The organism is Paenibacillus sp. PCH8, assembly GCF_002968835.1.
Taxonomy (GTDB): Bacteria; Bacillota; Bacilli; order Paenibacillales; family Paenibacillaceae; genus Paenibacillus.
On the sequence record NZ_PKQK01000001.1, the window covers coordinates 1,203,144 to 1,229,316 of the forward strand.

Here is a 26,173-nt window from a genome sequence, read left to right on the forward strand (position 1 = left end):
TCACCCCTCTTTCTTTTCGTTTAAATCCAGGCTGATATCCAGACTCTCAAAAGAATAGGTTAACCTGCCAACTGAGATTACATCCACTCCACTTTCCGCAATACCACGAATGGTATTCAGTGAGACGTTGCCGGATGCTTCAATCTTCACATGTGGAGCCTGCTCACGAACGAGCTTAACTGCTTCACGCATCCGATCAGGATGCATGTTATCCAGCATAATGATATCTGCCTCGGCTTGCAAGGCTTCTCTCACCTGTTCCAGATTTTCAGTCTCCACCTCAATCGTCATCGTATGGGGAATAACGGCTCGCGCACGCTGTACCGCTGCAATAATTCCACCTGCACCCTTGATATGGTTGTCCTTAATCATAACCGCATCATACAAGCCGAACCGATGATTCGCTCCGCCACCCACACGTACAGCATACTTTTCAAGCAATCGGTGACCCGGTGTTGTCTTACGTGTATCCACCAATCTGGTCTCAAGGCCATCCAACACATTTACATAGGAACGCGTTCGAGTAGCAATTCCCGACATGCGCTGCAACAGGTTTAGAGCCAGACGTTCACCCGTTAGCAAAGAATGTGTACTTCCCTCTACCTCAGCCAAAATCGTGCCATGGGTGACCTCATCGCCATCTTTCACCATAGGTGTGAACACAAGTTCAGGATCGACGATCTGAAATACGAGTCCGGCTACGGTAATTCCCGCAATGATTCCATTATCTTTAGCATGTATAACTGCCTTGGATTGATTGCCCGCCGGAATCGTCACACTTGTTGTAACGTCCCCTGCACCGACATCTTCTCGAAGCCAGTTCTTGATTGATTCGATAAGTCCTTCATTATATCCGTTCAGTATCATGACATCCATTCCTCCAGAATCGCTTGTTCTCGCTGCTGCAGACTATGCTTCTGCCATACGATATCATTCCGTGCCGGGAAATCCTCACGATAGTGAGCCCCTCGGCTCTCCTCACGGTGTAATGCACCACTGGTAACTAGCCAGGCGCAGGTTAGAAGATTCGCATACTCCAGCTCTTCCTTATGTGTCAGTGTCTGATCAAAAAATTGCAATTCTTGTTGCAGCTTATCCATTGCCTTCTGCAGGTTCTCACCATTCCGGCGCAAGCCTACCTGACGAACCATCATTTTCTGCAGCCGCAACCGTCTTTCGGATATCGGTTTCTGTTCATCTTGACTCTTGCTATGCATATTCACAGACGAAGATGCTGCACTTCTTACTGGCGATGAAGCAAGTGGAGGAAGAGATTGAATACGGTCTACGATTCTCCGGCCAAATACAATCGCTTCAGACAAGGAGTTGCTCGCCAGACGATTAGCACCGTGTACGCCTGTAGAAGACACCTCACCACAAGCAAATAACCGTGAGATGCTGCTTTCCCCACTAAGATCCGTTTTCACTCCACCCATCATATAATGGGCAGCAGGTGCAACAGGAATCCAATCGGTTGTCATATCCAACCCATAACGCATGCAAGTCTCATATATGGTAGGAAACCGATGCTTGATCATCTCTGGTCGTTCATGAGTAATATCCAAATACACAAAGATGCTGTTGGTGGACTCCATCTCACTGACGATAGCTCGTGCGACAATGTCACGCGGTGCCAGTTCAAGTTGAGTATGATAACGTTCCATGAACCGTTCGCCCTTCACATTTCGCAAAAATGCCCCTTCACCACGCACGGCTTCTGATATCAGGAAGCGCGGTGCTCCTGGGTAACAAAGGGAAGTCGGGTGGAATTGGATGAACTCCATGTCACGGACAACAGCACCGGCACGATAAGCCATGGCTATCCCATCGGCAGTCGCCACATCCGGATTCGTCGTATATCGATATAACTGTCCTGCCCCACCCGAACAAAGAACGGTAGCCTGTGCCTTCACGAACACTTGCGATCCATCTTCCTTCTGGATGAGGGCACCGATGCATTCCCCTCGTTCTCGATCTGTAATCAGGTCAATAACAAAATGCTCATCCCATACTTCAATCCCGGGATGTTCATTCACTTCGACCGCAAGCGCACGTACGATCTCATATCCCGTTGCATCCCCGTTGGCATGCAAAATACGGCGGTGGCTATGCGCACCTTCCTGCGTCAACGCCAACTCGCCGTTCTCCAGGTCAAACAAGGTACCCAAACGAATCAGTTCCTTGACTCCGTCTGGACCCTCATTCACCAATACCTCTACCGCTTCAGAGCGGCATAAACCCGCTCCAGCAATAAGTGTGTCTTGCAAGTGATAGGCAGGTGAATCATCCTCAGCAATAACTGCAGCGATTCCTCCCTGCGCGTACCGGGTGTTACTTTCAAGTAAGGACTTCTTCGTGATCATTAAAACACGTTGTTGTTCACTTGCCTTAATTGCAGTGAACAAGCCAGCAATCCCTGAACCTATCACCAGCACATCCATCTCTACCGTCGGTAGCGCAGATAGATCAAAGTCAACTAAATATTGCGGTATCATGTCATTCACCTGTCTTGGAGCAAGAGTAGCGCATGCTACTTCACCAGTAACATGCGCTCTAGTGATTCTCTGGCCTTGTCGGCAACAGCCGGTGGTACATAGATTTGTGGCTTCATCGTTTCCAGGCATTTAACCAGTTTCTTCAAGTTGTTGACCTTCATATTAGGACATACGAGGAACTTCGTAGCGAAATGGAACTGTTTATCCGGGCTATCCAGACGAAGCTGATATCCAGTGCCGTCTTCAGTACCTACGATAAACTCCTTGGCTGATGAATTTTTGCAATACTCCAGAATGGCTGTTGTACTGCCCACAAAGTCACCCATCTCCACAACCTCAGGGCGGCATTCAGGATGAACAACAAACTCTGCCTGGGGATGCTTGGCTCTCATCTCAACCACATCTTTGACCGTCAACATATCATGGGTGTTGCAGTACCCTTCCCAGATAATCATTTTCTTGTCTGTATGCTGTTGCACATAATGTCCCAGGTTTTTATCCGGGACCCAAATGATCTCGTCAGAATCAACCGATTGAATAACTCGGACTGCGTTCGCAGACGTACAACAGATATCAGTCTCTGCTTTGATCTCAGCCGAGGAATTGATATATGTGACAACTTTGGCGTTGGGGTGTTGCGCTTTCAGTTTGCGTAGCCCCTCTACATTAACCATGTCTGCCATTGGGCAGCCTGCACGCTCATCCGGGATTATAACGGTTTTGTTAGGCGCCAGAATTTTAGCGCTTTCACCCATAAAGTGAACACCACAGAAAACGATAACATCCGCATCGGTCTGAGCTGCTTTTTGTGCCAGCAGGAATGAATCCCCGCGGAAGTCCGCAACCTCTTGAACCTCGTCACGTTGATAATAATGAGCAAGAATAATAGCATTACGTTCCTTCTTCAATTCCATCAGCCGCTCACGCAGCTCCCGGTTCATCTCAGCCTTGCGCTCTAAAGCCAGAGCTTCCACCTGCGATCCTCTCCTTTATCGGGACAGCGTCATCCGCTGTTTCATAGGGCTAACCTCGTCGTCACCTTCGCTTGAGAAACGAATCACAAGCGGTTTAACAACTAATGTACACAACGTTCACGACTCTGTCAATAAATGAAAAAGGCCCAGAAATGCGGCCTAACCACCCATTTGCTAACCAGTACGCCATCTATCCCCCAAATATCACAGCCACACCTTTTATAATAATCGATAAAAAAGAGAGCCCAAAGGCTCTCTTGATCTTTACCTGCTGTAATAGGCAGGCTCTATTAGGCATTAAGACGTTGGCTTCGTTCCACCATCATCCGGGTTATTGTTATTACCCTTTTCCAGATTCGGAGTTTCGTTCGGAATATCTCCGGCTGGTGGCTGAGGTGTTTCATCTTTGCCTTGAATACGGACACGCACATCACCGATGGTATCGATAATTGGCTCTCCGCCTTCAGTTGGCGTACCTTCACCCTCATTGTCATCCTCTACTTTTGGAGTCAGGGAACCTGTTTCGATCAATTGCTTGATCTGATCCATTTCCAATGTCTCTACCTCCAGCAAAGTTTGAGCGATCAAATGCATCTCTTTCGAATGTTTAACGAGCAAATCCTTACATTTCTCGTAACAATCGTTAATGAAGCGTTGCATTTCCTGATCAATCTCATAGGCAATGGAATCCGAATAATTCTGTTCGTGACCGATATCCCGACCAAGGAATACCTGTCCCTGTGAACTTCCGAATTGCATAGGTCCCAATTTCTCACTCATACCATATTCCATAACCATGCTACGAACAATACCTGTCGCTTGCTGGAAGTCACTATATGCACCTGTTCCAATTTCACCAATGAACAATTCTTCTGCTACACGACCTCCGAGGAGTCCGGTAACTTTGTCCAACAGCTCCTGCTTGGTAACGAGCATACGATCTTCTTTCGGCAACATGATTACATATCCACCCGCACGTCCACGCGGGATAATGGTCACTTTATGTACCATATCAGCATGTTCCAGGAAGTATCCTACAATGGTATGACCTGCTTCGTGATAAGCAACAATACGTTTCTCACGATCACTGATGACACGGCTTTTCTTCTCCGTACCGACAATAACACGGTCAATCGCTTCGTCGACTTCTTTCATGGAAATATCTTTACGGTTACGACGTGCTGCAATCAATGCCGCTTCGTTCAAGAGATTCTCCAAATCTGCACCAGAGAAACCTGTTGTACGTTTCGCAATAACATCCATTTTCACATCGTTAGTCAGCGGCTTATTACGAGAATGTACTTTCAGAACAGCCTCACGTCCTCTTACATCAGGGCGATCAACCGTAATTTGACGGTCAAAACGTCCTGGACGCAACAAGGCAGGGTCCAGAATATCTGCACGGTTCGTTGCAGCTATGATGATAATACCTTCGTTAACTCCGAATCCGTCCATTTCAACGAGCAACTGGTTAAGTGTTTGTTCACGTTCATCGTGACCACCACCAAGACCAGCACCACGCTGACGTCCTACAGCATCAATCTCATCGATAAAGATGATACATGGTGAATTTTTCTTCGCATTTTCGAACAAGTCACGTACACGTGATGCGCCGACACCGACAAACATTTCTACGAAGTCGGAACCTGAAATTGTGAAGAATGGTACACCCGCTTCACCGGCTACCGCACGAGCGAGCAATGTTTTACCCGTACCTGGAGGCCCCACGAGCAATACGCCCTTAGGAATCCGTGCACCTACTGCTGCGAATTTCCGAGGATCCTTGAGGAAGTCTACAACCTCAATAAGTTCCTGCTTCTCTTCGTCAGCACCCGCAACATCTTCAAATGTAACCCGCTTCTTCTCTTCGTTATAGAGACGAGCACGGCTTTTACCAAAGTTCATTACTTTACCGCCGCCGCCTTGAGCCTGATTAAACAGGAAGAAGAACAGCAGGAACATAATGATCAAAGGAATGAAGGAAGTCAGCAACGTTAACCAGATGCTGTCACCTTTCATTGGTTCCTGATGATATTGGAATTTGTTAGTTTCACTTGCAGCTACAAGCTCACTAATTGCCTCATCCGTAGGAGGAATATACGTTGAGAAATTTTCTGATTTGGCTCCTTCAGGCGCCTTCTTGTATTGACCGGTCACGAGATACGTTTGACCGTTGAATTGAACTGTCAATTCCGAGACGTTGTTGGCTTTGATCTCTGTGCGCAACTGATCATATCTAGGATTATCGGTGGCTTCGCCGCCATTGCTGACGAATTGGACTATCCCCACCACAACTAAAAAAAGAATCAAATAAAAACCAGAATTCCGGATGAACCGATTCATCCCCTACCTCCTCTCGAGACACTTTAATTATTTTAACATAGCCCGACACAGCTTCTCAACAGAAGCCAAGAACAGCTCAAGGCTTGGGTCAGGCAGGATATTAGCTACTGTAGACTTCCGGCTTCAAAACCCCGATATAGGGCAGGTTCCGGTACCTCTCCGCATAATCCAAACCGTAACCAACGATGAACGCGTCAGGAATGTCAAAGCCTGTATAATGAGCTTCTAACTCCACTTTGCGGCCTGATGGCTTGTCGAACAGCGTAACCACACGCACCGATTCGGCACCGCGGTTCTGCAGCAGTTCAATTAGATAGCTGAGTGTAAGTCCGCTGTCGATAATATCTTCGACAATCAGAACTTCCCGTCCTTCAACGGATTCATCCAGATCCTTAATAATTTTGACAACGCCAGATGACTTGGTGGAAGCGCCATAACTGGATACTGCCATAAAATCCATTTCAACAGGTACCGTTATGTTCTTAACCAAATCAGCCATAAATATAAACGCACCCTTGAGCACACAAATGACCAAAGGATTGCGATTTGCATATTCGGCACTTAGTGTTGCGCCTAATTCCTTGACTTTACTCTGAATTTCTTCTTCACTGATCAATACTTCCTGAATGTCGTTCTGCAACTGTGCGAACCTCCTAAGTTATACTATGAAAGCCTTACCTGAACCATAACCACTACCCCTGAATCGCTGAATCGCCTACAGTCATGTACAGGATTGCGGAAGTTTCCTCCGTGACAGGAGCCACACCGGACCGTCGAACACCCGGTAACCAGATGATTTTGCCTGCTCCATCACATACCACAGGAATGCGTGGACGGACAGACGGGGGAATTTTCTCATCGATGAAAATATTTTTCACCTTTTTGCTTCCGTTTAATCCCATTACTTTCATGGTATCTCCAGGTAACCGTGAACGCACAACCAGCGGCATAAGAAGTTGATCCGCATCAAACGCGGCTAGATCCGCCGATTCCGGTACATGATAGTCCTCGGGACTCATCGGTTTCAACCGAATATATCGGTTAATCTCGGTGAGTGAAAGCTCATAAGTTCCACTCCATTGCGCAAGACGATACTCGTAAGATTGATCCTGTACGTCCGTCCGTATGCCAAAAGAAATCAGATCATACTCCCGGCTGCAGGAGAATGTCTGTCCTATATCCAGGCTCCAGGTCGTCACATGAGTCTCCATGACCTTGCGCCGAATGGTTTCTATACGGGTAAAGTCGACAAAATCACTGTCCAAAGGCAGATAATTCAATATTAGTTTAATCAACCTTCGTTGTAAAGCGACATGTAACTTCAAGAAGGAAGGCACCTCAAAGGTTTGCCTTCCGCCGTTCACCTGCACTAGACACCTGTATGTGTCATATGCACTCTGCTCCATGAAATCGTCTTCATCACCCACAATTTCGGCAAGCCGATTCAAAGACGGCGTGAGTTGTCCATTATACTGCCCCAAAAAAGGAAGCACATCCAAGCGAATGGCATTACGCCGATATTTACGCAGGGCGTTGCTCTCATCATTGAAATACGTAAAACCCTGAGTATTACAAGCTTCTACAAGGTCTGTCTTGTTTATACGAAGGCACGGACGAATAAGTTCCACATTTTTTTCTTGCCTTTTAAACTTCATTCCTGCGAGTCCCGACAGACCAGTTCCACGAAGCAAATGAAGCATAACGGTCTCTGCCTGATCATCCGCATGGTGTGCCAAAGCGATGCTTGCGGCATTATATTTGACAGCTACTTCATGCAGAAAGGCATAGCGCTTGTTGCGGGCAGCCTCCTGGGGTCCCTGACCCGTATGCTTCATATATGAAGGTACATCAGCCTTAACCCATTCAAAAGTGATACCAAGCTGTTGCGCCAGATCCTTCATTTGCTCCGCTTCTTCATCGGACTCCATCCGGAAACCATGATGCACATGGGCACAGATCAATACGAGCGGCACATGTCGCTTGCTAATCTCGTGCATGATATGCAAAAAAGCTACCGAGTCCGGCCCGCCCGATACTGCGACGACAATCCGATCCCCGGGAACCCATAACTGATGCTCTTCCGCTGCATCCAGCACGTTATTCACCAGCATGTTCCAGCGTAAAGCTTCCATACCTGTTCCTCATTCCTTGCGTTATGTATATGCACGATCACAGATCAGAAACGTAGTGCATAGATGAGAACCCCAATAAGTAATATTACAGATACGGCAAATGCATTCTTGAGCCAGCGCGGTGTTGTACTTTTGGAACGACGGCGAAGAGGTGCGGGACGTGCCATCAATTCCTTCCAACCTTTTGCCGCATAATCTGCATCAGGAAACTGACCTCGCAATGCCTGAATCGTCCAATTTCGAAAAGGACTCAATCGTTCACTGCGCTCCACCAACGATACAAGCTGATTCGCACTTCGCAGTTGCGGTAGTCCTTCCGCGGCCAATGCCTTGAGCGCGTCCGCTTCAAGAACATGAATTAACAATAATGCAAAGGCAAATACATCATAGGTTCCATCTGCTGTTCGACTGCCTGCATTCCAGAAGCCGCGATCATACCATTCGGTGAACTGTTTGACACTCCGTCCGATTGACGTAACTCCGCCGTAGTCGATAAGTTCTACCTGCCCATAATCGGATACCAGCACATTCTGAGGCTTGAGGTCACCAAAAACCCATCCCGCCTGATGCAATTGTGCCAGCTTCTGCAAGAGCCTGAGTCCAACCAAAAGTGTCCAGTCTGTCCCTTGACGCCGAATGAAGTGATGAAGAGCTTCACCTCGAACGTAACGCATCACATAAAAGGGAATATCCCGGCCTCGAACGGCATAATCATCCACATCTTTAAGATAGGAAGGAATGCCGCTCTGCCGAAGGGCTTCATGATTACGCTGTAGTTGAAAAGATTTGAGCACATTGACTTCCGATTGCAGATCCACCGGGTCAAATCCCATTTTTAGCGCATAGTGTTTGCCATTTTCACCCCGCTGAACCAGAAAAACGATGCCATTGGCTCCTTTGCCCAGCAGCTTCCGAATCGTGTAACGACTGCGGTTCCATTTCCCTGTAATCACTGTTCCTGGCGGGAAAGAGGCATCAGACAACGTTGTCACCGAGCATCCCTTCTCTTTCAATGCGATAGTTCCCTTCTATTTCCTGCTGTTTCTCCAGTGTACCATAACGGTAAAAATCAATCACCTTCTGAATTGCAGGACCTGTCGGCGTTGCACCCTTCATCTTCAACCTCCCGAACAGGGAACGAACACGGCTTAGATCCGTTGTCCACTCAATATCCATTACCGCATCTTCCCCACTGTGTCGTCCCGGAAAATGAAATACGGAAAGCTTGCTCTGACCTATACGCGCCTGCAAACTTAGCATTAAATCCCGAATCCCTTCTTCTACCGCAGCCAGTTTGGGTTTCATGCTGGCACTGACGTCAATCAGTAATATCACTTGTAACGCTGTTGTCTCAGCCATATCATCCATGACTTCGACGACCCGGGCGCGCTTTGCAGGTTCAAGATCCGTTACTGTTTTGGGCTCCTTCTCTCCCAAAATTTGTGTTAACTCTCTATTAACCGCCTGCTGAATCGTCTGAACCACCGTTTTCCTCGTCATCATCTGCATGGTATGGGCAAGCTGCCGTGTACCTACAATCTGGCTGATTCCACCCCCGGCTCTGGCGATATCCTCAATCTCCCGGCTGCCAAGCTCACCAATGGTTCCATAATCAATCACACCGACCACATTGACTGTAATCCCTTCTTCCTGTGCTTCGGCCGCTGCCAGCACCGGACTTGGCCCTACATTGGAACAACCGTCGGTGATCAACAAAATTTGCTTCATCCGATATCCCTCCGTTATTTGTTACTCTCCAACTCTATGACTAGCATGGCCAGAATGAAGAGACTTCAAACAGAAGAATATGCAATTAACTGACGGTGCGCGGACGTTCCATCCGGTTAATACCCGGCATACGAAGTGTGGCCCATTCAGGGCGATAATGCTCTATTTTTCCAACAACGACAGTCATATCATCTATAATCTCATGCTGCTGATACCTTATAACACTTTCGAGCAGACAGTCGGCGAGCTCCTGTGGATCATCGGTATTAATCTCTTGAATGAGTCGCTTCATCCATAACTCTTTGTTCACCGCATATCCCGGTGCATCATAGATGCCATCCGTCATCATAATCAGAATATCGCCCGGTTGTAGCTGCAACGTCACCAGATCCACTTCAATATCCTTAATAATGCCGATTGGCAAATTACTGGCTGAGACTGGGATGACCTCCTGTCCACGTTTGATAAAACTTGGTGTTGAGCCGATTTTCATGAAAGTGGTCTCTGCCGTATACTCATCAATCAGTGCCATGTCGACCGTAGCATACATCTCTTCAGGCGAGCGCAACATCAGGACCGAATTCACGGATTTGATTGCCAATTTCTCATCCATGCCGGATTGGAGCAACTGTTCCAGTATGTTCAACGCTGCACTGCTCTCCATGCGTGCCCGTTCCCCATTTCCCATCCCGTCACTGAGCGCTACCGCGAACGTTCCGTTGCCTAACTCAACTGTACTGAAGCTGTCCCCTGACATCACATCTCCCCCTTTGGCAGCAGCAGCAACACCCGTTGTTACTTCAAAAGTCTTGGCTGAACCAAACGTTACGGTTGCGAGTCCCTGACGAGGGTCGGTCATGGTCTCATGTAAGACAGCAATATGCTCGTCCAATACATCCGAGATCAGCGGAGCTATCATTTTTCGGCACTCATCAAATCCTCTCGTATATGCATGCACAATCTCAATCTCCACATTGCCTGCTTCCAGATTAATAATCTCAATGGAATGAATGGACAGTCCCAGTGATTCCAGCGCATCCCGAATCTGTTCCTCCTGTTGTACCATCTCATCGCTTTCGCGTTGAATTTCTTTGGCCAGGTCCTCCATGACCTGGGATACACCGGACAATTGCTCCGCAACTAGCTGCCTGCTATCCATAATCTGACGCTTCCATTGCATGTTATGTTGATGCAAACCATACTGGGAGCGCATGACTTCAAGTACTTCTTCCGGTTTCGCGCACACTCTATTCCATTCCACCGGAACCTGCTTGCCTGAGATCTCCGGATTTGCTTCAATGGCACTCATCACATCCGTCATATATTTGTAGGTTTGAACAAACTTCGCATCCCAGCATTGCGTTCGCTTGAAACAACTTGCACAGGTGCCTTCGGCAACCGCATTCATGAAATGCTCCATCCCGCCCTCTTTCTGCACCGGCTCCCCCGCACCGGACATCTGATCGAAACTGCGTGACAATTGACGGAATACTTGGGAGAAGCGGGTTACCCGCTCTGCCGTAACATCCCGTATCCGCTTGGCATACTCATGCTGGGACTTCGTGTGATCCTGCGTGCCAGGCACATATTTGGATATCGCTGTTAACATACTCTTAGGTGTTAGCATGAACAGAACAATGGCCGCACACGTCTCCCATAAAGAGTTCATCACATCACCTGGACCACCCAGGTATATGGATAGAATAGACGAGCCCAATAGCATGCCCAGCGCAACCGCCGCACGTTTCCCCTCTCGTAGCATACCCGCCAGCATCCCGGCAAAAGCAAGCAGGCTCATCTGATACACGGCTGACATGTCAGCCAGACTCAGAATCAAGCCGGTAATGACCCCTACCGAGGCTCCAAGGGGGGCTCCGCCCACTAGGGCAAAGATCAAGATGAGATAACGGGAGAGCATATGCTCCACGGACAAAGATTGAATGGTCCACCCCACGGCTCCTGTCATGACGGAGGCCAATAATATGATCAGGCAGAGAATCTCCTCGTTCTTTAGGCTGAACTTTTTTTTGCGGTAGGTGAAAATCGGTATAGCTTGTATAAAAACCAGGGTGAGCACGAAGCTTAATATAGAGTCCATCGTGAGCATCAGCATGGCGTACCAACTGAAGGAAGGTCCAATTACGACGGTGAATAACTTGACCATAAATGTAGTGGTAAACACCATCGTAGGCGCATAAGATAATTCAGCACGATCATATGACTCCAGTCCCCGGAACAGCAGATAGAAGATAGCGATCTCCGAGGCAACAATGAGTGGTACTGGAAACGGTGCAAATAGGCTGCCTGCGAGTAGAGCGGCGCCTACCGGAATAATGTAATCCCTGCGCATGAAAGCAATCACGGCGAAGTAAGCAATGGCAAAGGGAGATAACTCATTTAGGATCATGGCCTTACCAAGCAGAAATCCCATGAATGTGAGAAGCAGTACCCATTTGCGTGCAGCGACGATCTGGACAGCCTTGCGGGAGCCGAGCCAGTGTTTCAGACGTACCGACAGCTCCTCCCGAGCCTCTGTACCGCCTTTACCTGCTTTCATTCCCGGAAATTGAATGACATTCCACTTTTCCATCATCCTCAAGGCACCCCATTCGATTAATTTGAATTTTCGTGTTTCGTTCTCGATGGTTCTGATTATAGATAGAATAGAAGACGTAGTTTGTCAGAATAGGTGAGCAGGGTCCAAAAAGTTTACGACAAAAGAAACCAGCTCAGCGCGGTGGAGAGAAACCCCCGGCCTTATTGCAGTTTTAATCATCCGCACACCTGGTTCTGACAAGCCGATTGTCTGATTTTGAACCGGAGATGGTTTGGACTCGCCATGATCTGAGCAGGATAGCTGTGGAATGCCACGGAAACCTGTCGGTAAAAAATGGTAGACGACAAATGTTCTTATGGTTCCAATTTACCGTGCAGAAAAACCGGGGATATGGAGCCTCACCTTACAAAAACAGCGAATCAACTACTCATATAGATGCCGTATACCAGAGTAAACACAAAAAACCGTTAGCCAAAGGGCTAACGGTTTTTTTATATGTTAGATCAGGTTGAGACAGATTACACACGCTTGGCGCCACGGCCACCGCGTTTGCCTTCTGTGTTCTTCTTGAGCGAAGAGATCCGCTCTTCGCTATCTTTCAGGAAGCGTGACATTTTATCCTCAAATGAAGGTTTGCCTGCTGCGGGCTTGAAAGAACGGCCTCCGCGGTCTCCACGGTTAAATCCACCGCCGCCACCGCCACTACGACCTTGGCCACCACTAGGGCCTCCGCCGCTGAATCGTTCGCGATCTCCTCCACTGCGTTCCGGTCTAGGAGCTCTCGGTGGTCTGGATTGTGTTTGTTGCTCAACCGGTTTGTCAACAGCTTGCTTAATGGAAAGTCCGATCTTGCCATCCTTGTCAACGTTGATAACCTTCACTGTAACGAGGTCATTCAGCTTCAGGTGGTCGTTGACATCTTTGACGTAATTGTCGGCGATTTCCGAGATGTGAACGAGACCCGTGACACCTCCTGACAGATCCACAAATGCTCCAAAATGCGTGATTCCTGTCACCTTGCCCTCTAACTTGGTGCCCACTTCAATTGCCATAGAATAAAATGATCCTCCCTTAAAAATATACAACCCGATTTTTTGAATGCCAAAATCAATGCTGCGCTAATGTAATTATACCTTATGCCGTAAACCAAGGTCAACTGAACACTCCCCCATTAGGGAGCCTATTTTTTCCGGTTTAACGGCTTCAGACACATGGATAGCAAACCTAGCTTGGTATTGGACCGATTTCCATCAGTTACCTGACTCTTCGACCTGGATCGGCGTTTCGTCAGGAAGATAATATCCTTTTTTCCGCGCCAGCTGTCCTATGTATTCGGGGTCATTCAACCGGCTGACTTCGTACTTCAACTGTTCCAGCTTCTTCAACGTATCTTCCTTTGAAGCTTGCTGTAAGGCCAGATGAGAACTCTTGTCCGAAATTTGTGCAGTCTGCACAAGGAATGTATATCCGGCCCATATGACAAATACGACCATAAACGTCATCCATAGCATGAGGCGCCTTCGTGCGCCAGCAGATTTCCCTTGGCTAGTTGGAGCCTTTGATCTGCCCACAGGTGTTTTACCCATTATTGGACCTCCTTAAAACCAGCGTTTCCATATCGCTGCAATACTTGTACCCACACGGATCATGAAGCGTGGCGTTACCCAATGTTTCAGGAGCGGCCTAAACATCCAGCGGAACAACTTGCCTAAAGGTACCAGACATTGCAGCACCAGCTTGCCCAAGAATAATAGTATCGCAATTACAAAACCGAATAATACGCGAATTAACTTATAAATTCCCTTAGCCGGCATAACGATTAGGATGTTAAGGATATGTCCACACCAATGAATCAGCGTTCTTGCGAGTTTAATTAACATTACCACAAAACGCTGGGTTGTAACACTTAAAAGCCAAAAATAGAAGCAAACCCCTATAATCAGACCCAAAAAGACATAAAACCGCAGCTGTCCGTGGTTTCCGGCGTATAGCATCCGAAAAACGAACAGCGCGGAAGCAACCCAGTACAACAGATCGAGCGTATGGATGCTCCATCTCGGAAATCGCAGCTGTCCGGACAGTACCCGGTAACTGTCGTAGGCCATCCCCATCACGACCCCCGAAAGGAGCATCCACATCAATGTGATCCATTGAGTATCGGGACTCATCGGAACATCTTGCCAAACAGGCCTTTACCATTTTTGGACTGAGAACCGGGGTCCAGATATTGGAGCGAACTGACTGTACCCTCAATGGATAAGAGACCTTCCTCCAGGCTTAAGTTTTTGATATGTAAATTGTGCCCCCGGATGGTCAGATGCCCAAGTTCAGTCTGCAGCAAAAATTCCTCACTGTCGAAGCTCTCCACATTGGAGACACCCGTCAGATCCAGCAGTTTCCGATTCTGCATGCTCAAATGATGATGTTTGGCTTTACCGTGCTCAACCATGGCATGTACCCCTCCTTCTTACACCTAGCTTATGGATGAGGAGGTTGGAATAGAACCTGTGCGGATGAACAAGCAGCCCCTTGTTTGAGCAAAACAAAAACGCCCTACCCTGTTAGGGGAGGACGTTTTGATTCAATTTGCATTGAATGAATAACAATCAGATCAGACGTACTGTTACCAGTTCATCCCGTTATCCTTGGCGATCGGCTCTTCCTTAACCAAGGTGTAGAGGCTGCTCGCCTCATCCTTCTTGGTACTCTCGGCAATACGTTCCACCTTCACAGTGACCAGTTTCTGGCCGAACTGAACCGTCAGCTCATCGCCCACTTTGACAGCGGCGCTGGGCTTCGCTTCACGTCCGTTCACCAGAACACGTCCCTGCTCAGAGACGTCTTTGGCCACAGTACGGCGTTTGATCAGCCGGGAGACCTTCAGGAATTTATCAAGACGCATTATTTTACGGCTTCTTTAAGTTTGTTACCTGCTTTGAATGCAGGAACAGTGGACTCAGGAATCACAATCTCATTCCCTGTTTGTGGGTTACGTCCGGTACGACCGGAACGTTTGCGGGTCTCAAAAGTGCCAAAGCCAATCAATTGTACTTTGTCTCCGCTGGCAAGTGCATCTGTAATCTCTCCCAAAAAGCCGTTCAATACGGACTCAACGTCTTTTTTAGTCAAACCGCTTTTGGTTGAAATGTTGTTAATCAGATCTGTTTTGTTCATTTTAAAAGCCTCCCAAATTGAAAAAAAAGTATCTGCGAGCCTAGGCAATAAGTCTATCGCCATCGGTTTCGCGTAAGGTTACTACAACATGTATTCTGGCTTGGCATCTGAAATCCTGCCTTGGTCCGCGACTTTTTTTAGCTTTCTGCCGATAGTCGGCAGGGAACAGTCTAAGACCAATACCCGAAACTGTCCGTCGCTAAACACCTCTGCCTCGGTCACGGAGATGAACACATGTTCGTATATCATAACACACTGGATAACATCATGGAATAAGCTTGTCCGTTTTTTTCCAGAAACACGAAGCGTTTATAATCCTGCTTTCTTCGCGTCCTGCCAGAAACGTTCCATCTCTTCCACGTTGCTCTCTATAGGCGTTCTGCCCTGTTCACGCAGACGATCCTCGATGTACTGGAATCGCCCCATGAATTTGCGGTTTGTGGCAGCCAGTGCCTCTTCCGGGTCTGTATCAATGAATCGCGCAACATTCGTAGCTGCGAATAACAGATCACCCAGTTCCAGCTTCTGTTCTTCCGCAGTTTGGCCTTGTTGAACGGCTTCCTTCAGTTCTGCCAGTTCTTCCTCAATCTTGGCGAATACACCTTCAACATCATCCCAGTCAAAGCCCACTTTGGCTGCTTTCTTCTGTAGCTTATATCCCTTCATCAATGCAGGCAAATCACGCGGTATGCCGTCCAGCACGGAAACCTTCTGCAGATCCTGACCCTTGCGTTTTTTCTCCTCTGCTTTCATCTGTTCCCAGTTCTGAAGGGCTTCATTCGCATCCTCAGCCTGATGTTCTCCAAAAACATGCGGATGACGGAAGATCAGCTTATCATTCAACCCTTCGATAACATCATACACATTGAATGTGCCAACCTCTTCTTCCATCTGGGAATGCAGCAAAATCTGCAACAGGAGGTCGCCCAGCTCTTCTTTCATATGATCAGGGTCATCCTCATCGATTGTCTCAATGACTTCATACGTCTCTTCAATCAGGTTTTTGCGAATGGACTGATGTGTCTGCTCCTGATCCCATGGACAGCCACCCGGGCTGCGAAGAATGTTCACGATCTCATGTAAACGCGCAAAGGATCGACGACGCAGCGCATCATCGGTGTTCTTAGGTACATAAATCAGTGACAGATTACCGTAACCTTCGATTCGATCCAGTTCGTGTAACGGAATCTTGTGAATAATCTCCTGGCCTTGTACGCCCAAGGCATGTCCAACAAATACCGGATAATCATCGGGGTAGACCTCCATCAGGCAGAGCTTCACATCCGACGCAGTGAACACATCGTAGACTTGTCCAATCAACGTATGTAGCTGTGGTTGTACCAGTTCGGTATTCAGACTGCTGGCATCCAGAAGTTGAAACCCTTCGATCGGATCAAAGCCAAGTCGTATAAAGGCTTCGTCCAGAAAACTCTCTCCACCCATAACACGCAGTGAAATGCCCATCTGCGGGCAACGTTCTTTGAGCAGGCGTACACTTGCTTCTGCCACCATGGGATGCCCCGGTACGGCATACACAATCTCGGTTCCGGCCTCACCCTGCCGAGCGGCCTCTATCAATTGATCTGCGATCTCGTCATACACTTCCGGGAAGGACGACTTTGCCTCATAGATGGCATCGAAAGATGTCATCTCCAGCCCCTCCTGCTTCAGATCATTCAATACAGGATGATCCAGTGTACGTACATATAGCGTAGCTGCATGTTTCATTTTTTTGATAATCCCTACCGTCAGTTGGTCTGCATCTCCCGATCCAAGACCCACCACTGTCAAAGCTGCACTCATAACCTTCAAACCTCCATCCGAACTATTTTGCCCAGACTCACATTCATCGTACCTGAGCAGAACTAATTACACGTATTATAACAGAATCATTCAATATCCTATAATTGCATATTTGCTGTTCAATTCAATTTAGCCATAAGTGACATCCCAGATAATCCAGGATGGATTGGGGTAAGGGCATTGTGCTGGTGCAGGGCGTAGAAGCACCGTGAGGATTGAGCTAGCGCAGCACACGCAGTCTGCGCAGCAGCTTGGCAAGGCGAGGCCCCATCTTGGGCACAGCCGCCAGCTCCGCGGCGGTCAGGAGCCCTGTGCGGGCCGCCGCCAGCAAGAACACGGCCGAGCCTGCGGCTATGCCCAGCAGACTCACGCCCATCGCGGCCAGCCTGCGATCGGCCGCGATGCCCAAGCCGCCGAGCACCGCTTCGGCGGCCAAGGCCGTGCCTACCGCCGCCAGACTCATGGCGGCGATCACCAGCGCCGGCTTCGCCAGGACGGCGCCAGGGGCAGGGCGCAGGGCGACGAGCCGCGCCAGTAGCGCCACATTCAGGCCAGCCGCCAGCATGTAGGCGACTGCGCCAGCCAGAGCCGCGCCGCTGATGCCCAGCGCGGGCACAAGCATGACGTTCAGCAGCGCCTTGACGCCTGCGGCGGCCAGCATGCTGAACGCGGGTGCGCGCACGGCGCCTAGCCCTTGCAGTAGCGCCGCCGCAATAATGCTGACGGTGCTGCCCGCAGCCGTCAGCGCCATGTACCGCAGTGCTTCGGTGCCTGCGGCATCGCCGTACAGCATGCGGTTAATCGGCTCCGCCAGCACCGCTAGACCCGCGGACGCCGCCAGGCCGATCAACCAGAACCAGCGCAGCGCGAGGCCGGCTTGCTGCCGAACGGCTTCTGGCCCGCCCTTTAACCGGGCTTCCGCCATCGCCGGAATAAACAGCACAGACAGTGACATGGCCAGCATCGTCACCAGCTGGACCAGCGGCAATCCACGATTGTAGATGCCAAAGGAGACCATCGACTGAATCTCGTCCAGCCCTTCTCCTCGCAATAGCCGTGGTACGGTAAAGGTATCCACCAGATTCATCAGTGGTACGGCCAATGATCCGAGACAGACCGGGATGGCATACATGAGTAGCGTCCTGATCCATTCCCCATTGGATCGACGATACCCCACCCGATCAGACTGATCAGAAAGGCCCCATTTCTTCGGTTCCAGAATCATCTCATGACCCGGGTCACTCCGATCCATCCCGGCTCCGCCATCTTCTCGCTTAACTACAGAGGCAATTTCTCCGATTACAGCCTGTTCGGATCTTCCATTTGCATATACATCCGACTGAGTGTTCTCCTGTTCCTTTCGCCGATGACGGTACAGATATCCCAGCATTGTTAACAGTCCAACCATACCGCCGGCAACAGAGCCCATCATGGCACCCGCAGCGATGGTTTCAAGTGAAGCATCCCGCCTCATCAACCAGAGAAGCAGAACGATCATGACGGTGACACGAATCGTCTGCTCCACGACTTGTGATACCGCTGTTGGTACCATCTGCTGTAAACCCTGAAAATATCCACGCAGTCCTGTCATCAATGGTACGAACAACAAAGCCCATGAAGCTGTGCGAATCGATGGAACCACCTGTCGATTACCAATCAGATCAGCGATCAGTGGCGCACCTGTATACATCAAGAACGCCATGACCAGTCCAATTCCTCCAAGCAGTATTGAGGATAATCGGATAATCCTTCTGCTCTCATCCGGTCTTCCGAGTGCATTCTGCTCTGCTACAAATTTGGAGACAGCCAGAGGCAGCCCTGCAGCACCAAGTATGATCATGAGCATATATAACGGATACACCGTATTGTAAATGCCAAAAACACCGTCTCCCCCCAGATTCTGCAGTGGGATCTTCTGAAAAGCACCAATGATTTTGGAGATAATGGCGGCAAGCCCTAGTATAAACGCACCCTGTAGCAGCCTTGAGCCTGTAGACGGCTGTTTCATAATTCCCTCCTCATCTCTTGGTACTGAAAACCGTTCTTTTTGAACACATATTATAAGCATACCTTGCTATTATACCTGCCTGAAGGCGCGCAATCTAACTTCCCAGCATGACATTCATCTGAATCCGCTCCTTATCCCCTAAAATGCAAAAACTCCCGTATGCCCAAATCAGGGCACCAGGAGTCCATCTGCTGTCTATTGTTCCATTTGCTTGCCAAGGAAACCAGCAGCTGTCTCAGACATCTTAATTTCCATCTGGGACATCTTCACTGATTCATCCTTATTGAAGAAGATCACTGTCCCGATGGGGTCACCACCCGAGATAATCGGCGCAATAACAAAAGAGGATAACGTATCGTCATGATCTTTGCTAAGCTCATAGGTACCATTGTTTGTTTCCAGAATGGTCTTTCTGTTTTCCATACAATTTTCCAACAGTAGACCTACCTGCTTGTCCAAATATTCTTTCTTGGAGCCACCTGCCACCGTGATAATGGTATCCCGGTCGGAGATCATCGTTACATGGCCTGTACTCTCATATAGGGATTCTGCATATTCTTTGGCAAAATCGCCAAGCTCACTAATCGGCGAATATTTTTTAAGGATGACTTCTCCATCACGGTCCACGAAAATCTCCAGTGGATCGCCTTCACGAATACGTAACGTACGGCGGATTTCCTTTGGAATGACCACACGACCGAGGTCATCTATACGACGGACAATACCAGTAGCTTTCATTTCACATGTTGCCCCACTTTCTCGAGAAGATTTTTCAACTACTGTTCTTTAAGGGGTAGAGGAAAGTCCCAGAACTTTTAGTGTGATATCTTGACCATAGTATTCATCTGTTCCCATTTCCTTATACATGCTTCGGAGAATATAGTTGTGTAACTTTCGAAGAAGGCGACCATGTACCCATAAGGTCTTCCTAGCAACAAGAAGAAGCAAGAAGGAGGTCCTAAGTCCTCCCCTTGCTTCTCTGTATGGTTGTCCATATTTACGGAGTGCACGGCATTCATTCGGACGGGTTTAGCCGCTGAACGTATGCATCCACAGCAACTTACTTACTGCTTGTACCTTCATCTGTTTTTGCATCTTTATCTGTTCCGGTAGTACCTTGGTCCGTCTTGGTGTCCGTACCACCTGTAGAGCCATCTGTTTTTGGTTCAGTTGTTTGCTCTCCTTCAGTTCCAGTACCTTTTGTGCCTTCTTCAGCCTTTTCTGTTTTCGGCAGTTTAACTTCTTTCACAATTTTGTCCAGTTCACTATTCATGAACGTGTCGATCTCGGCAGCAGCCAATTGACTCTTCAGGCTTCCTTTTTGCTCAGCCGTCAATTTGGTGAAGTCCGCTTCAGTACGAGCTTCCACCTTCATGATGTGGTAGCCGTATTCCGTCTCTACAGGATCACTGATTTTGTTCAGTGGCAACGTTTTGGCTGCTTCCTTAAATGCCTCTACCCAGCTGCCTACAGGTGTTTCTTCATACAGCCCACCTTTTTCAGCAGAACCTGGATCTTCGGAATATTTCTTCGCTATTTCAGCAAAATCAGCTCCGCCATCCAACTTGGCTTTAACTTCTTTTGCAATTTTCAGTGCATCTTCTTTTTTACGCTCTTTTTTCGTTTTTGGATCTGTGAAATTAATCAGAACGTGACGAACGGAAGCCGTTGTGAACTGATCTTTGTTTTTCTCAAACTCAGCCTTGATGGCATCTTCCGTAACGCCTGTTTCCTTGTCTTTGATTACCGTCATGATGCGAGTCATATAATCCTTGATGTTCTGTTCCGTCAGATTCTGAGCTTTCAGCATCTCAGTCCATTGGTCTGCCTGAACAGAAGCTTTCATTTTATCAAACTGCTCGGTTGCTGTTTTGACACCCGCTGTTTTGGCTTCTTCACTTGCTTTGCCACTCAGATATTCATAGGCAACTTCCTGCTTCACCAGGTACTCCTTGAAATCGTCCATATCCATCATTTGTGCATATTCCGGATAGAGGAATTTCATGACGCGTTGCTCCATATCGAATTCATTAGCTGTAATGGTGCCACCTTCATACGTAGCGACTACAGCACTGTTATCTGTTGCTTCCGGTGCTTTCGCCTCTTCCTTCTTGCCGCAAGCAGCAAGCAATGATAAGGACAGTACTGCGATCATGCTCACAGACAGTACTTTTCCTACTTTTTTATACTTTGGTAACATCTTTTAGTTCCCCCTTTGATTTAAAAGCAGTTTTCATGGACTCCAGAAATTTCTCTACCAGCTCCATCAGTTGCTTATCCCCAAGCCCCTTGCCTTTAACGTGAATCAGCATATGGGGTCCTTGTTCAAATTGTACACGTCTTTCGAACTGATTTCCAATGTGCGAAATTTTTGAGAGTTCAAAGGCATGTTCGCGCCCTTCGTAGAACTTCACGGTAAGATCATCCCCGCGTTGGGAAATGGACTCAATGCCATAGATCTTGCCATATACTTTCATCCGTGCAACAGCCAGCAAGTTGATGACCGCTTCCGGAAGATCACCGAATCGGTCAACCAATTCGTCTTCCAACTCCACTGCATCGTCGAAGGATGCAATGACCGCCACTTTTTTATAGATCTCAATCTTCTGAATGCTGTCGTATATATAATCCGACGGCAAGTAGGCATCGATACTGAGATCCAGGGTCGTGTTCCACTGATCGGAAGGTACCGGCTCCTCGCCAAGCATCGTAACTTTGCGTTTGTTGATCTCCTCCGCGAGCATCTGGGAATACAGATCGAATCCGACGGAAGCGATGAACCCATGCTGCTCTGCTCCTAGCAGATTCCCCGCACCACGAATCGACAAGTCACGCATGGCAATTTTGAATCCTGAACCGAGTTCGGTGAATTCCTTAATGGATTGCAGACGTTTCTCGGCAACTTCAGTGAGCACTTTGTCTCGTTGGTACGTAAAGTACGCATAAGCAATACGGTTGGAACGACCCACCCGTCCGCGCAGCTGATACAGCTGGGAGAGCCCCATTTTATCCGCATCATGCACAATCAAAGTATTCACGTTCGGTATATCTACCCCGGTCTCGATGATACTTGTGCTAACCAGCACGTCATATTCGCCATCCAGGAAGTCCAGAATGGTCTTCTCCAGCTCTGTTTCTGACATCTGACCATGTCCAACACCAACCTTGGCTTCAGGCACCAGTTCAGAAATTTCGGCAGCCATCTCCTGAATTCCCTGTACACGGTTGTAGAGGTAATAGACCTGCCCTCCACGCGCCAGCTCACGCTCAATGGCTTCGCGGACAAGTGCCTGACTATGTTCTACCACATAGGTCTGTACCGGGAAACGATTTTCCGGCGGAGTCTCAATAACGGACAAGTCACGCACACCCAGCATGGACATGTGAAGTGTACGCGGAATTGGCGTTGCTGTTAGCGTCAGCACGTCCACGTTGGTTTTCAGCTTCTTCAGTTTCTCCTTATGCGTTACTCCGAAGCGCTGTTCTTCGTCAACAATTAGCAATCCCAGATCCTTGAACACCAGATCCTGTGACAGCAGTCGATGTGTCCCGATGACAATGTCCACTGTGCCTGCCTTGATGCCTTTGGCTGTTTCGTTCTGCTCTTTGCGGGAGCGGAAACGGCTGAGCACATGAATGTTGAAAGGATAACCGGAGAACCGCTCACGGAACGTCTCAAAATGCTGCTGTGCCAGAATGGTTGTCGGAACAAGTACAGCAACCTGTTTGCCTTCAATAGCCGATTTGAATGCGGCCCGGATAGCCACCTCGGTCTTGCCGTAACCGACATCCCCACACAATAAACGATCCATCGGGCGGTTTTGTTCCATGTCCTTCTTGATTTCCTCAATTGCACGTACCTGGTCACGTGTCTCATCGTAAGGGAACATGTCCTCAAACTCCTGTTGTTCGGCAGTATCCTTGTCGAATCCAAATCCTTTGGAGGTCTGACGCTCTGCATACAGCTTGATCAGATCATCAGCGATATCCTGTACGGATGTGCGAACTTTATTTTTGACCCGAGTCCACTCATTGCCGCCCAGTTTATATATTTTCGGTTCTTTCTCTTCGGAACCTACATATTTCTGAATCAGATCGATCTGTTCAATGGGTACAGACAGTTTGTCTCCACCCGCATAGAGGATATGCATGTAGTCTTTATGAATGCCGCCAACCTCTAACGTGCCAATGCCCAGATATTTACCAATCCCGTGGTTCTGGTGAACGACATAATCGCCCACTTTTAGCTCGCTATAGGATTTGATCCGTTCAGCATTGTCTACATTTCGAATCGGCTTACGTACTTTACGTTGTTTTTGCGAGAACATCTCGCCCTCTGTCACAACAGCCAAATGAATGGACGGCATTTCAAATCCGGTCTGCAAGTTACCGATAAGCATCTCTGGCTCCGGAATTTCATAGTCCATCAGTACCCGGCGCATCCGATCCAGTCGTTCCTCACCATTCGCCAGCATGAGCACTCTAACTCCGGCCTTCTGCCAACGCTCCATCTCGGCCTTGAGTACATTCATCTGCCCGTGGAAATCCTGCATGCCACGACTGATGAAATTCAGAATGTTCTGTGGTTGGGTATGTGGAACCTGACGCAAAAAGATGGATATAAACAGCGTCTGAAATGGACGCTCATACAAGAGTTCATCCCCATCTGCGGATAAGGGAAGATCCGGTAGTGTTTTACCGTTTTGCATTAAATGCAAATTCCACTCGGACTCATCACGGTCCAGCTGTTTCGACGTTTCCGATAGTCTTGCAGGCTCATCAAGCACCAGCAGAGTATCTTCCGGCATATAATCGTAGATCGTTTTGTTCTCCGGATAGAGTGGTGAGATATATTTATACATTTCCGAGAAATACACATGCTCCCGCAAAAGTTCGATCTCCCGGTGAATCTCTTCACGAAGACGCAGTTTCGCCTGCCGATCCGTCATCTTCTCCAGCTGTTTCTCCAACAGAATGACAGCCGCATCCGCAGCCTGCTCCATCCGCTCACGATCAGCGATTAACTCCTTGCATGGCAGAACTGTGATTTCCTCAATCCGTTCAATGGAACGCTGATCTGCCGGATCAAACGTCCGAATCGAATCAATCTCATCGTCAAATAGTTCCACTCGATATGCGATCGATGAAGTGACCGGATAGAAGTCGATAATGCCTCCGCGTACACTCATCTCTCCGCGAGATTCTACACGTTCCACACGCTCATATCCGAGCTTTACCATCTCAAGCAGGAAGGAATCCAGTTGAAGTGTGTTGCCCTGTTTAATCAAGATCCGAGCATTGGCCATGATTTCCGGAAGCGGAACATAACGTCTTACCCCGGAAAAGGGAATAACAACAACGCCCCTGAATCCCTGGGCGCACCGGACCAACACGTCAATACGCTGACCCAATGTTTCCGGACTGGAAACAGCAGCTTCAGCAGCGACAAGTTCATTGGCAGGATAGAGCAACACCTGATCAGGTGAAAGCGCTTCCTGTAAATCTTCTGCAATTTTTTGAGCTGAAAACATATTATGCGTTACTACGAGCAACGGTCGGTTCATTTCCTGATGCAGCGCAGCCAGCATAATCTGACGCGCCGATCCTGATAAACCTGAAACCAATTGCTCCTTCATGCCGGACTTAATTCCGGCTGTAATGGACCCGAAGTCCGGATCTTTGGAAAAAGCCTGTATAAGTGCTTGTAACAAAAGGGGCACCTCTCTTATAACTTACTTGATTATCTCACATATACGCGTAGTATCGCTACTAAAAATGGATACAAATTCCTTTTTCTCCTGTTTCATCATAAAGGATTACTCGCAACATTGCCACATCTGTTGATGTGGCTGACATTGAGTCCGAGAATGCTTTAGCTTTCATTCCAACTGAAAAGAAGCCTCAGCAGGCTGCCAAGGCTATAAAAGGTGGAGCGTATTCCGCAACCGCCCTCAACTGCCATTCGTGCTTGCCAGGCGATGTCTATTGAAGCGGACTCGCGAGCAGGCTGAGCTCCGGATTATGCTCCAGTGCTTCCTTGCAGTAATCACATGTAATCCGGACGGTAACATCACCACCGGAATTATACGCTATTATATCCCTCCGCTCGTCGGGGGTCAAGAAATGAAAGCCCAACTGTGCTTCCGTTATTCGGGCAGAATCGATTCGTCCAATAAAGGTACGGCAATGCCTACATACGTAATTCACTGACATGTTTATGCCTCCTGAACATGGTTTATAAGTCCAGTATGTCCAGTATGGATGAATCGAACCCGTCCTTTTTGATCATTTTACCAATATAGCTTACAGAATTATCCGTTAAACTTTGCCATCGTTTGTTCAAACGAATGGGTCAAGCTATGCTCCAGAGCATCACAACTATGCTCAATGGTCTGATCAAGGGCTTCTTTTTCTTTCTTCATAAAGGTCGATAACACATAATCAACAATGGCATGTCCTGGTTCTGGTCGTGATATTCCCATGCGGACCCGGTTAAACTGCTGTGTACCGGTATGCTGAATAATGGACTTGATTCCATTATGACCGCCAGCACTGCCTTGATAACGCAATCTGACTTTGCCGATCTCTGTATCCATGTCGTCGTACACAACAATTAGATCTTCCAGACTAACTTTATAAAAATCCATGTATGCTCGTACCGATTCACCAGACAAGTTCATATAGGTCATTGGTTTAATCAGCACGGTCTTTACACCGCCGATATTGCCTTCTCCAATTAGTGCCTTACATTTACTCTGTGTAATGGAGATACTATGGCGAGCAGCTAATCGATCCAATGCCATAAAACCGATATTATGACGGGTCTTGGCATAGTTCGAGCCTGGATTTCCAAGTCCAACAATCCACTTCATCTCGTTCCCTCCTTCGGATTAGCCTGAGGTGAGGCATAGACTTCGAATGTTATATTTCATATAATATCAAGAAAGTAAGGTTCCGAT

The 26,173-nt window shown here is 48.2% G+C and carries 22 protein-coding genes; all 22 read right to left on the bottom strand.

Features of this window, described 5'->3' with window-relative positions:
• The 22 genes from nadC to pth all read right to left on the bottom strand — a co-directional run bounded on the left by nadC (position 1) and on the right by pth (position 26,086).
• Entirely contained in the window at positions 1-867 is an 867-nt protein-coding gene (nadC, locus tag C0Q44_RS05395) for a carboxylating nicotinate-nucleotide diphosphorylase (RefSeq protein WP_105406359.1), read from the bottom strand.
• Positions 864-2,495 carry an L-aspartate oxidase gene (gene nadB / locus C0Q44_RS05400; protein WP_105406360.1) on the bottom strand — a complete coding sequence of 544 codons (1,632 nt, stop codon included), beginning with the start codon at positions 2,493-2,495 and terminating at the stop codon, positions 864-866. Before nadB ends, nadC begins: the two co-directional genes overlap by 4 nt.
• A 35-nt stretch (positions 2,496-2,530) precedes the next feature.
• Complete coding sequence (gene nadA, locus C0Q44_RS05405) at positions 2,531-3,469, bottom strand: quinolinate synthase NadA (RefSeq protein ID WP_105406361.1); 939 nt, start codon at positions 3,467-3,469, stop codon at positions 2,531-2,533.
• A gap of 297 nt (positions 3,470-3,766) precedes the next feature.
• Positions 3,767-5,812, bottom strand: coding sequence for an ATP-dependent zinc metalloprotease FtsH (gene ftsH / locus C0Q44_RS05410; RefSeq protein ID WP_105406362.1), 2,046 nt, complete (start codon positions 5,810-5,812; stop codon positions 3,767-3,769).
• Between the two features lie 100 nt (positions 5,813-5,912).
• The gene (hpt, locus tag C0Q44_RS05415) at positions 5,913-6,452 is read right to left on the bottom strand and encodes a hypoxanthine phosphoribosyltransferase (RefSeq protein ID WP_105406363.1); all 540 of its coding nucleotides are present in this window, start codon (positions 6,450-6,452) and stop codon (positions 5,913-5,915) included.
• 52 nt (positions 6,453-6,504) lie between these two features.
• A complete protein-coding gene (gene tilS / locus C0Q44_RS05420; RefSeq protein WP_105406364.1) occupies positions 6,505-7,944 on the bottom strand; it encodes a tRNA lysidine(34) synthetase TilS in 1,440 nt (479 codons plus the stop codon).
• A 44-nt stretch (positions 7,945-7,988) separates the two neighbouring features.
• On the bottom strand, positions 7,989-8,936 hold the full coding sequence (locus tag C0Q44_RS05425; RefSeq protein ID WP_105406365.1) for a serine/threonine protein kinase: 948 nt from the start codon (positions 8,934-8,936) through the stop codon (positions 7,989-7,991).
• The gene (locus C0Q44_RS05430) at positions 8,920-9,672 is read right to left on the bottom strand and encodes a vWA domain-containing protein (protein ID WP_105406366.1); all 753 of its coding nucleotides are present in this window, start codon (positions 9,670-9,672) and stop codon (positions 8,920-8,922) included. Before C0Q44_RS05430 ends, C0Q44_RS05425 begins: the two co-directional genes overlap by 17 nt.
• 85 nt (positions 9,673-9,757) lie before the next feature.
• A complete protein-coding gene (spoIIE, locus tag C0Q44_RS05435) occupies positions 9,758-12,265 on the bottom strand; it encodes a stage II sporulation protein E (protein WP_181150862.1) in 2,508 nt (835 codons plus the stop codon).
• Positions 12,266-12,747: 482 nt separating this feature from the next.
• Positions 12,748-13,281, bottom strand: coding sequence for a S1 domain-containing RNA-binding protein (locus C0Q44_RS05440; RefSeq protein WP_105406367.1), 534 nt, complete (start codon positions 13,279-13,281; stop codon positions 12,748-12,750).
• Positions 13,282-13,479: 198 nt separating this feature from the next.
• Positions 13,480-13,815 (bottom strand): FtsB family cell division protein, encoded by a 336-nt coding sequence (locus C0Q44_RS05445; protein ID WP_105406368.1) that lies wholly within the window; start codon positions 13,813-13,815, stop codon positions 13,480-13,482.
• 12 nt (positions 13,816-13,827) lie between these two features.
• The gene (gene yabQ, locus C0Q44_RS05450; RefSeq protein WP_105406369.1) at positions 13,828-14,397 is read right to left on the bottom strand and encodes a spore cortex biosynthesis protein YabQ; all 570 of its coding nucleotides are present in this window, start codon (positions 14,395-14,397) and stop codon (positions 13,828-13,830) included.
• Positions 14,394-14,678 (bottom strand): sporulation protein YabP, encoded by a 285-nt coding sequence (gene yabP, locus C0Q44_RS05455; protein ID WP_105406370.1) that lies wholly within the window; start codon positions 14,676-14,678, stop codon positions 14,394-14,396. The genes yabQ and yabP overlap by 4 nt, the downstream gene beginning before the upstream one ends.
• Positions 14,679-14,852: 174 nt before the next feature.
• On the bottom strand, positions 14,853-15,131 hold the full coding sequence (locus tag C0Q44_RS05460; protein WP_036606120.1) for an RNA-binding S4 domain-containing protein: 279 nt from the start codon (positions 15,129-15,131) through the stop codon (positions 14,853-14,855).
• The gene (locus tag C0Q44_RS05465; RefSeq protein ID WP_017691362.1) at positions 15,131-15,403 is read right to left on the bottom strand and encodes an HU family DNA-binding protein; all 273 of its coding nucleotides are present in this window, start codon (positions 15,401-15,403) and stop codon (positions 15,131-15,133) included. Before C0Q44_RS05465 ends, C0Q44_RS05460 begins: the two co-directional genes overlap by 1 nt.
• A 309-nt stretch (positions 15,404-15,712) precedes the next feature.
• The gene (yabN, locus tag C0Q44_RS05470; RefSeq protein ID WP_105406371.1) at positions 15,713-17,206 is read right to left on the bottom strand and encodes a bifunctional methyltransferase/pyrophosphohydrolase YabN; all 1,494 of its coding nucleotides are present in this window, start codon (positions 17,204-17,206) and stop codon (positions 15,713-15,715) included.
• Positions 17,207-17,426: 220 nt separating this feature from the next.
• Positions 17,427-19,214, bottom strand: a complete 1,788-nt coding sequence (locus C0Q44_RS05475) for a putative polysaccharide biosynthesis protein (RefSeq protein ID WP_105406372.1) — start codon at positions 19,212-19,214, stop codon at positions 17,427-17,429.
• Positions 19,215-19,409: 195 nt separating this feature from the next.
• Positions 19,410-19,952 (bottom strand): stage V sporulation protein T, encoded by a 543-nt coding sequence (spoVT, locus tag C0Q44_RS05480; protein WP_105406373.1) that lies wholly within the window; start codon positions 19,950-19,952, stop codon positions 19,410-19,412.
• A gap of 322 nt (positions 19,953-20,274) precedes the next feature.
• A complete protein-coding gene (locus C0Q44_RS05485) occupies positions 20,275-21,414 on the bottom strand; it encodes a peptidylprolyl isomerase (protein ID WP_105406374.1) in 1,140 nt (379 codons plus the stop codon).
• Positions 21,398-24,925, bottom strand: a complete 3,528-nt coding sequence (gene mfd / locus C0Q44_RS05490) for a transcription-repair coupling factor (RefSeq protein WP_105406375.1) — start codon at positions 24,923-24,925, stop codon at positions 21,398-21,400. The genes C0Q44_RS05485 and mfd overlap by 17 nt, the downstream gene beginning before the upstream one ends.
• A gap of 271 nt (positions 24,926-25,196) precedes the next feature.
• Positions 25,197-25,427 carry an anti-sigma-F factor Fin gene (fin, locus tag C0Q44_RS05495; protein ID WP_105406376.1) on the bottom strand — a complete coding sequence of 77 codons (231 nt, stop codon included), beginning with the start codon at positions 25,425-25,427 and terminating at the stop codon, positions 25,197-25,199.
• Between the two features lie 98 nt (positions 25,428-25,525).
• Positions 25,526-26,086 carry an aminoacyl-tRNA hydrolase gene (pth, locus tag C0Q44_RS05500; protein WP_105406377.1) on the bottom strand — a complete coding sequence of 187 codons (561 nt, stop codon included), beginning with the start codon at positions 26,084-26,086 and terminating at the stop codon, positions 25,526-25,528.
• Between the last annotated feature and the right edge of the window lie 87 nt (positions 26,087-26,173).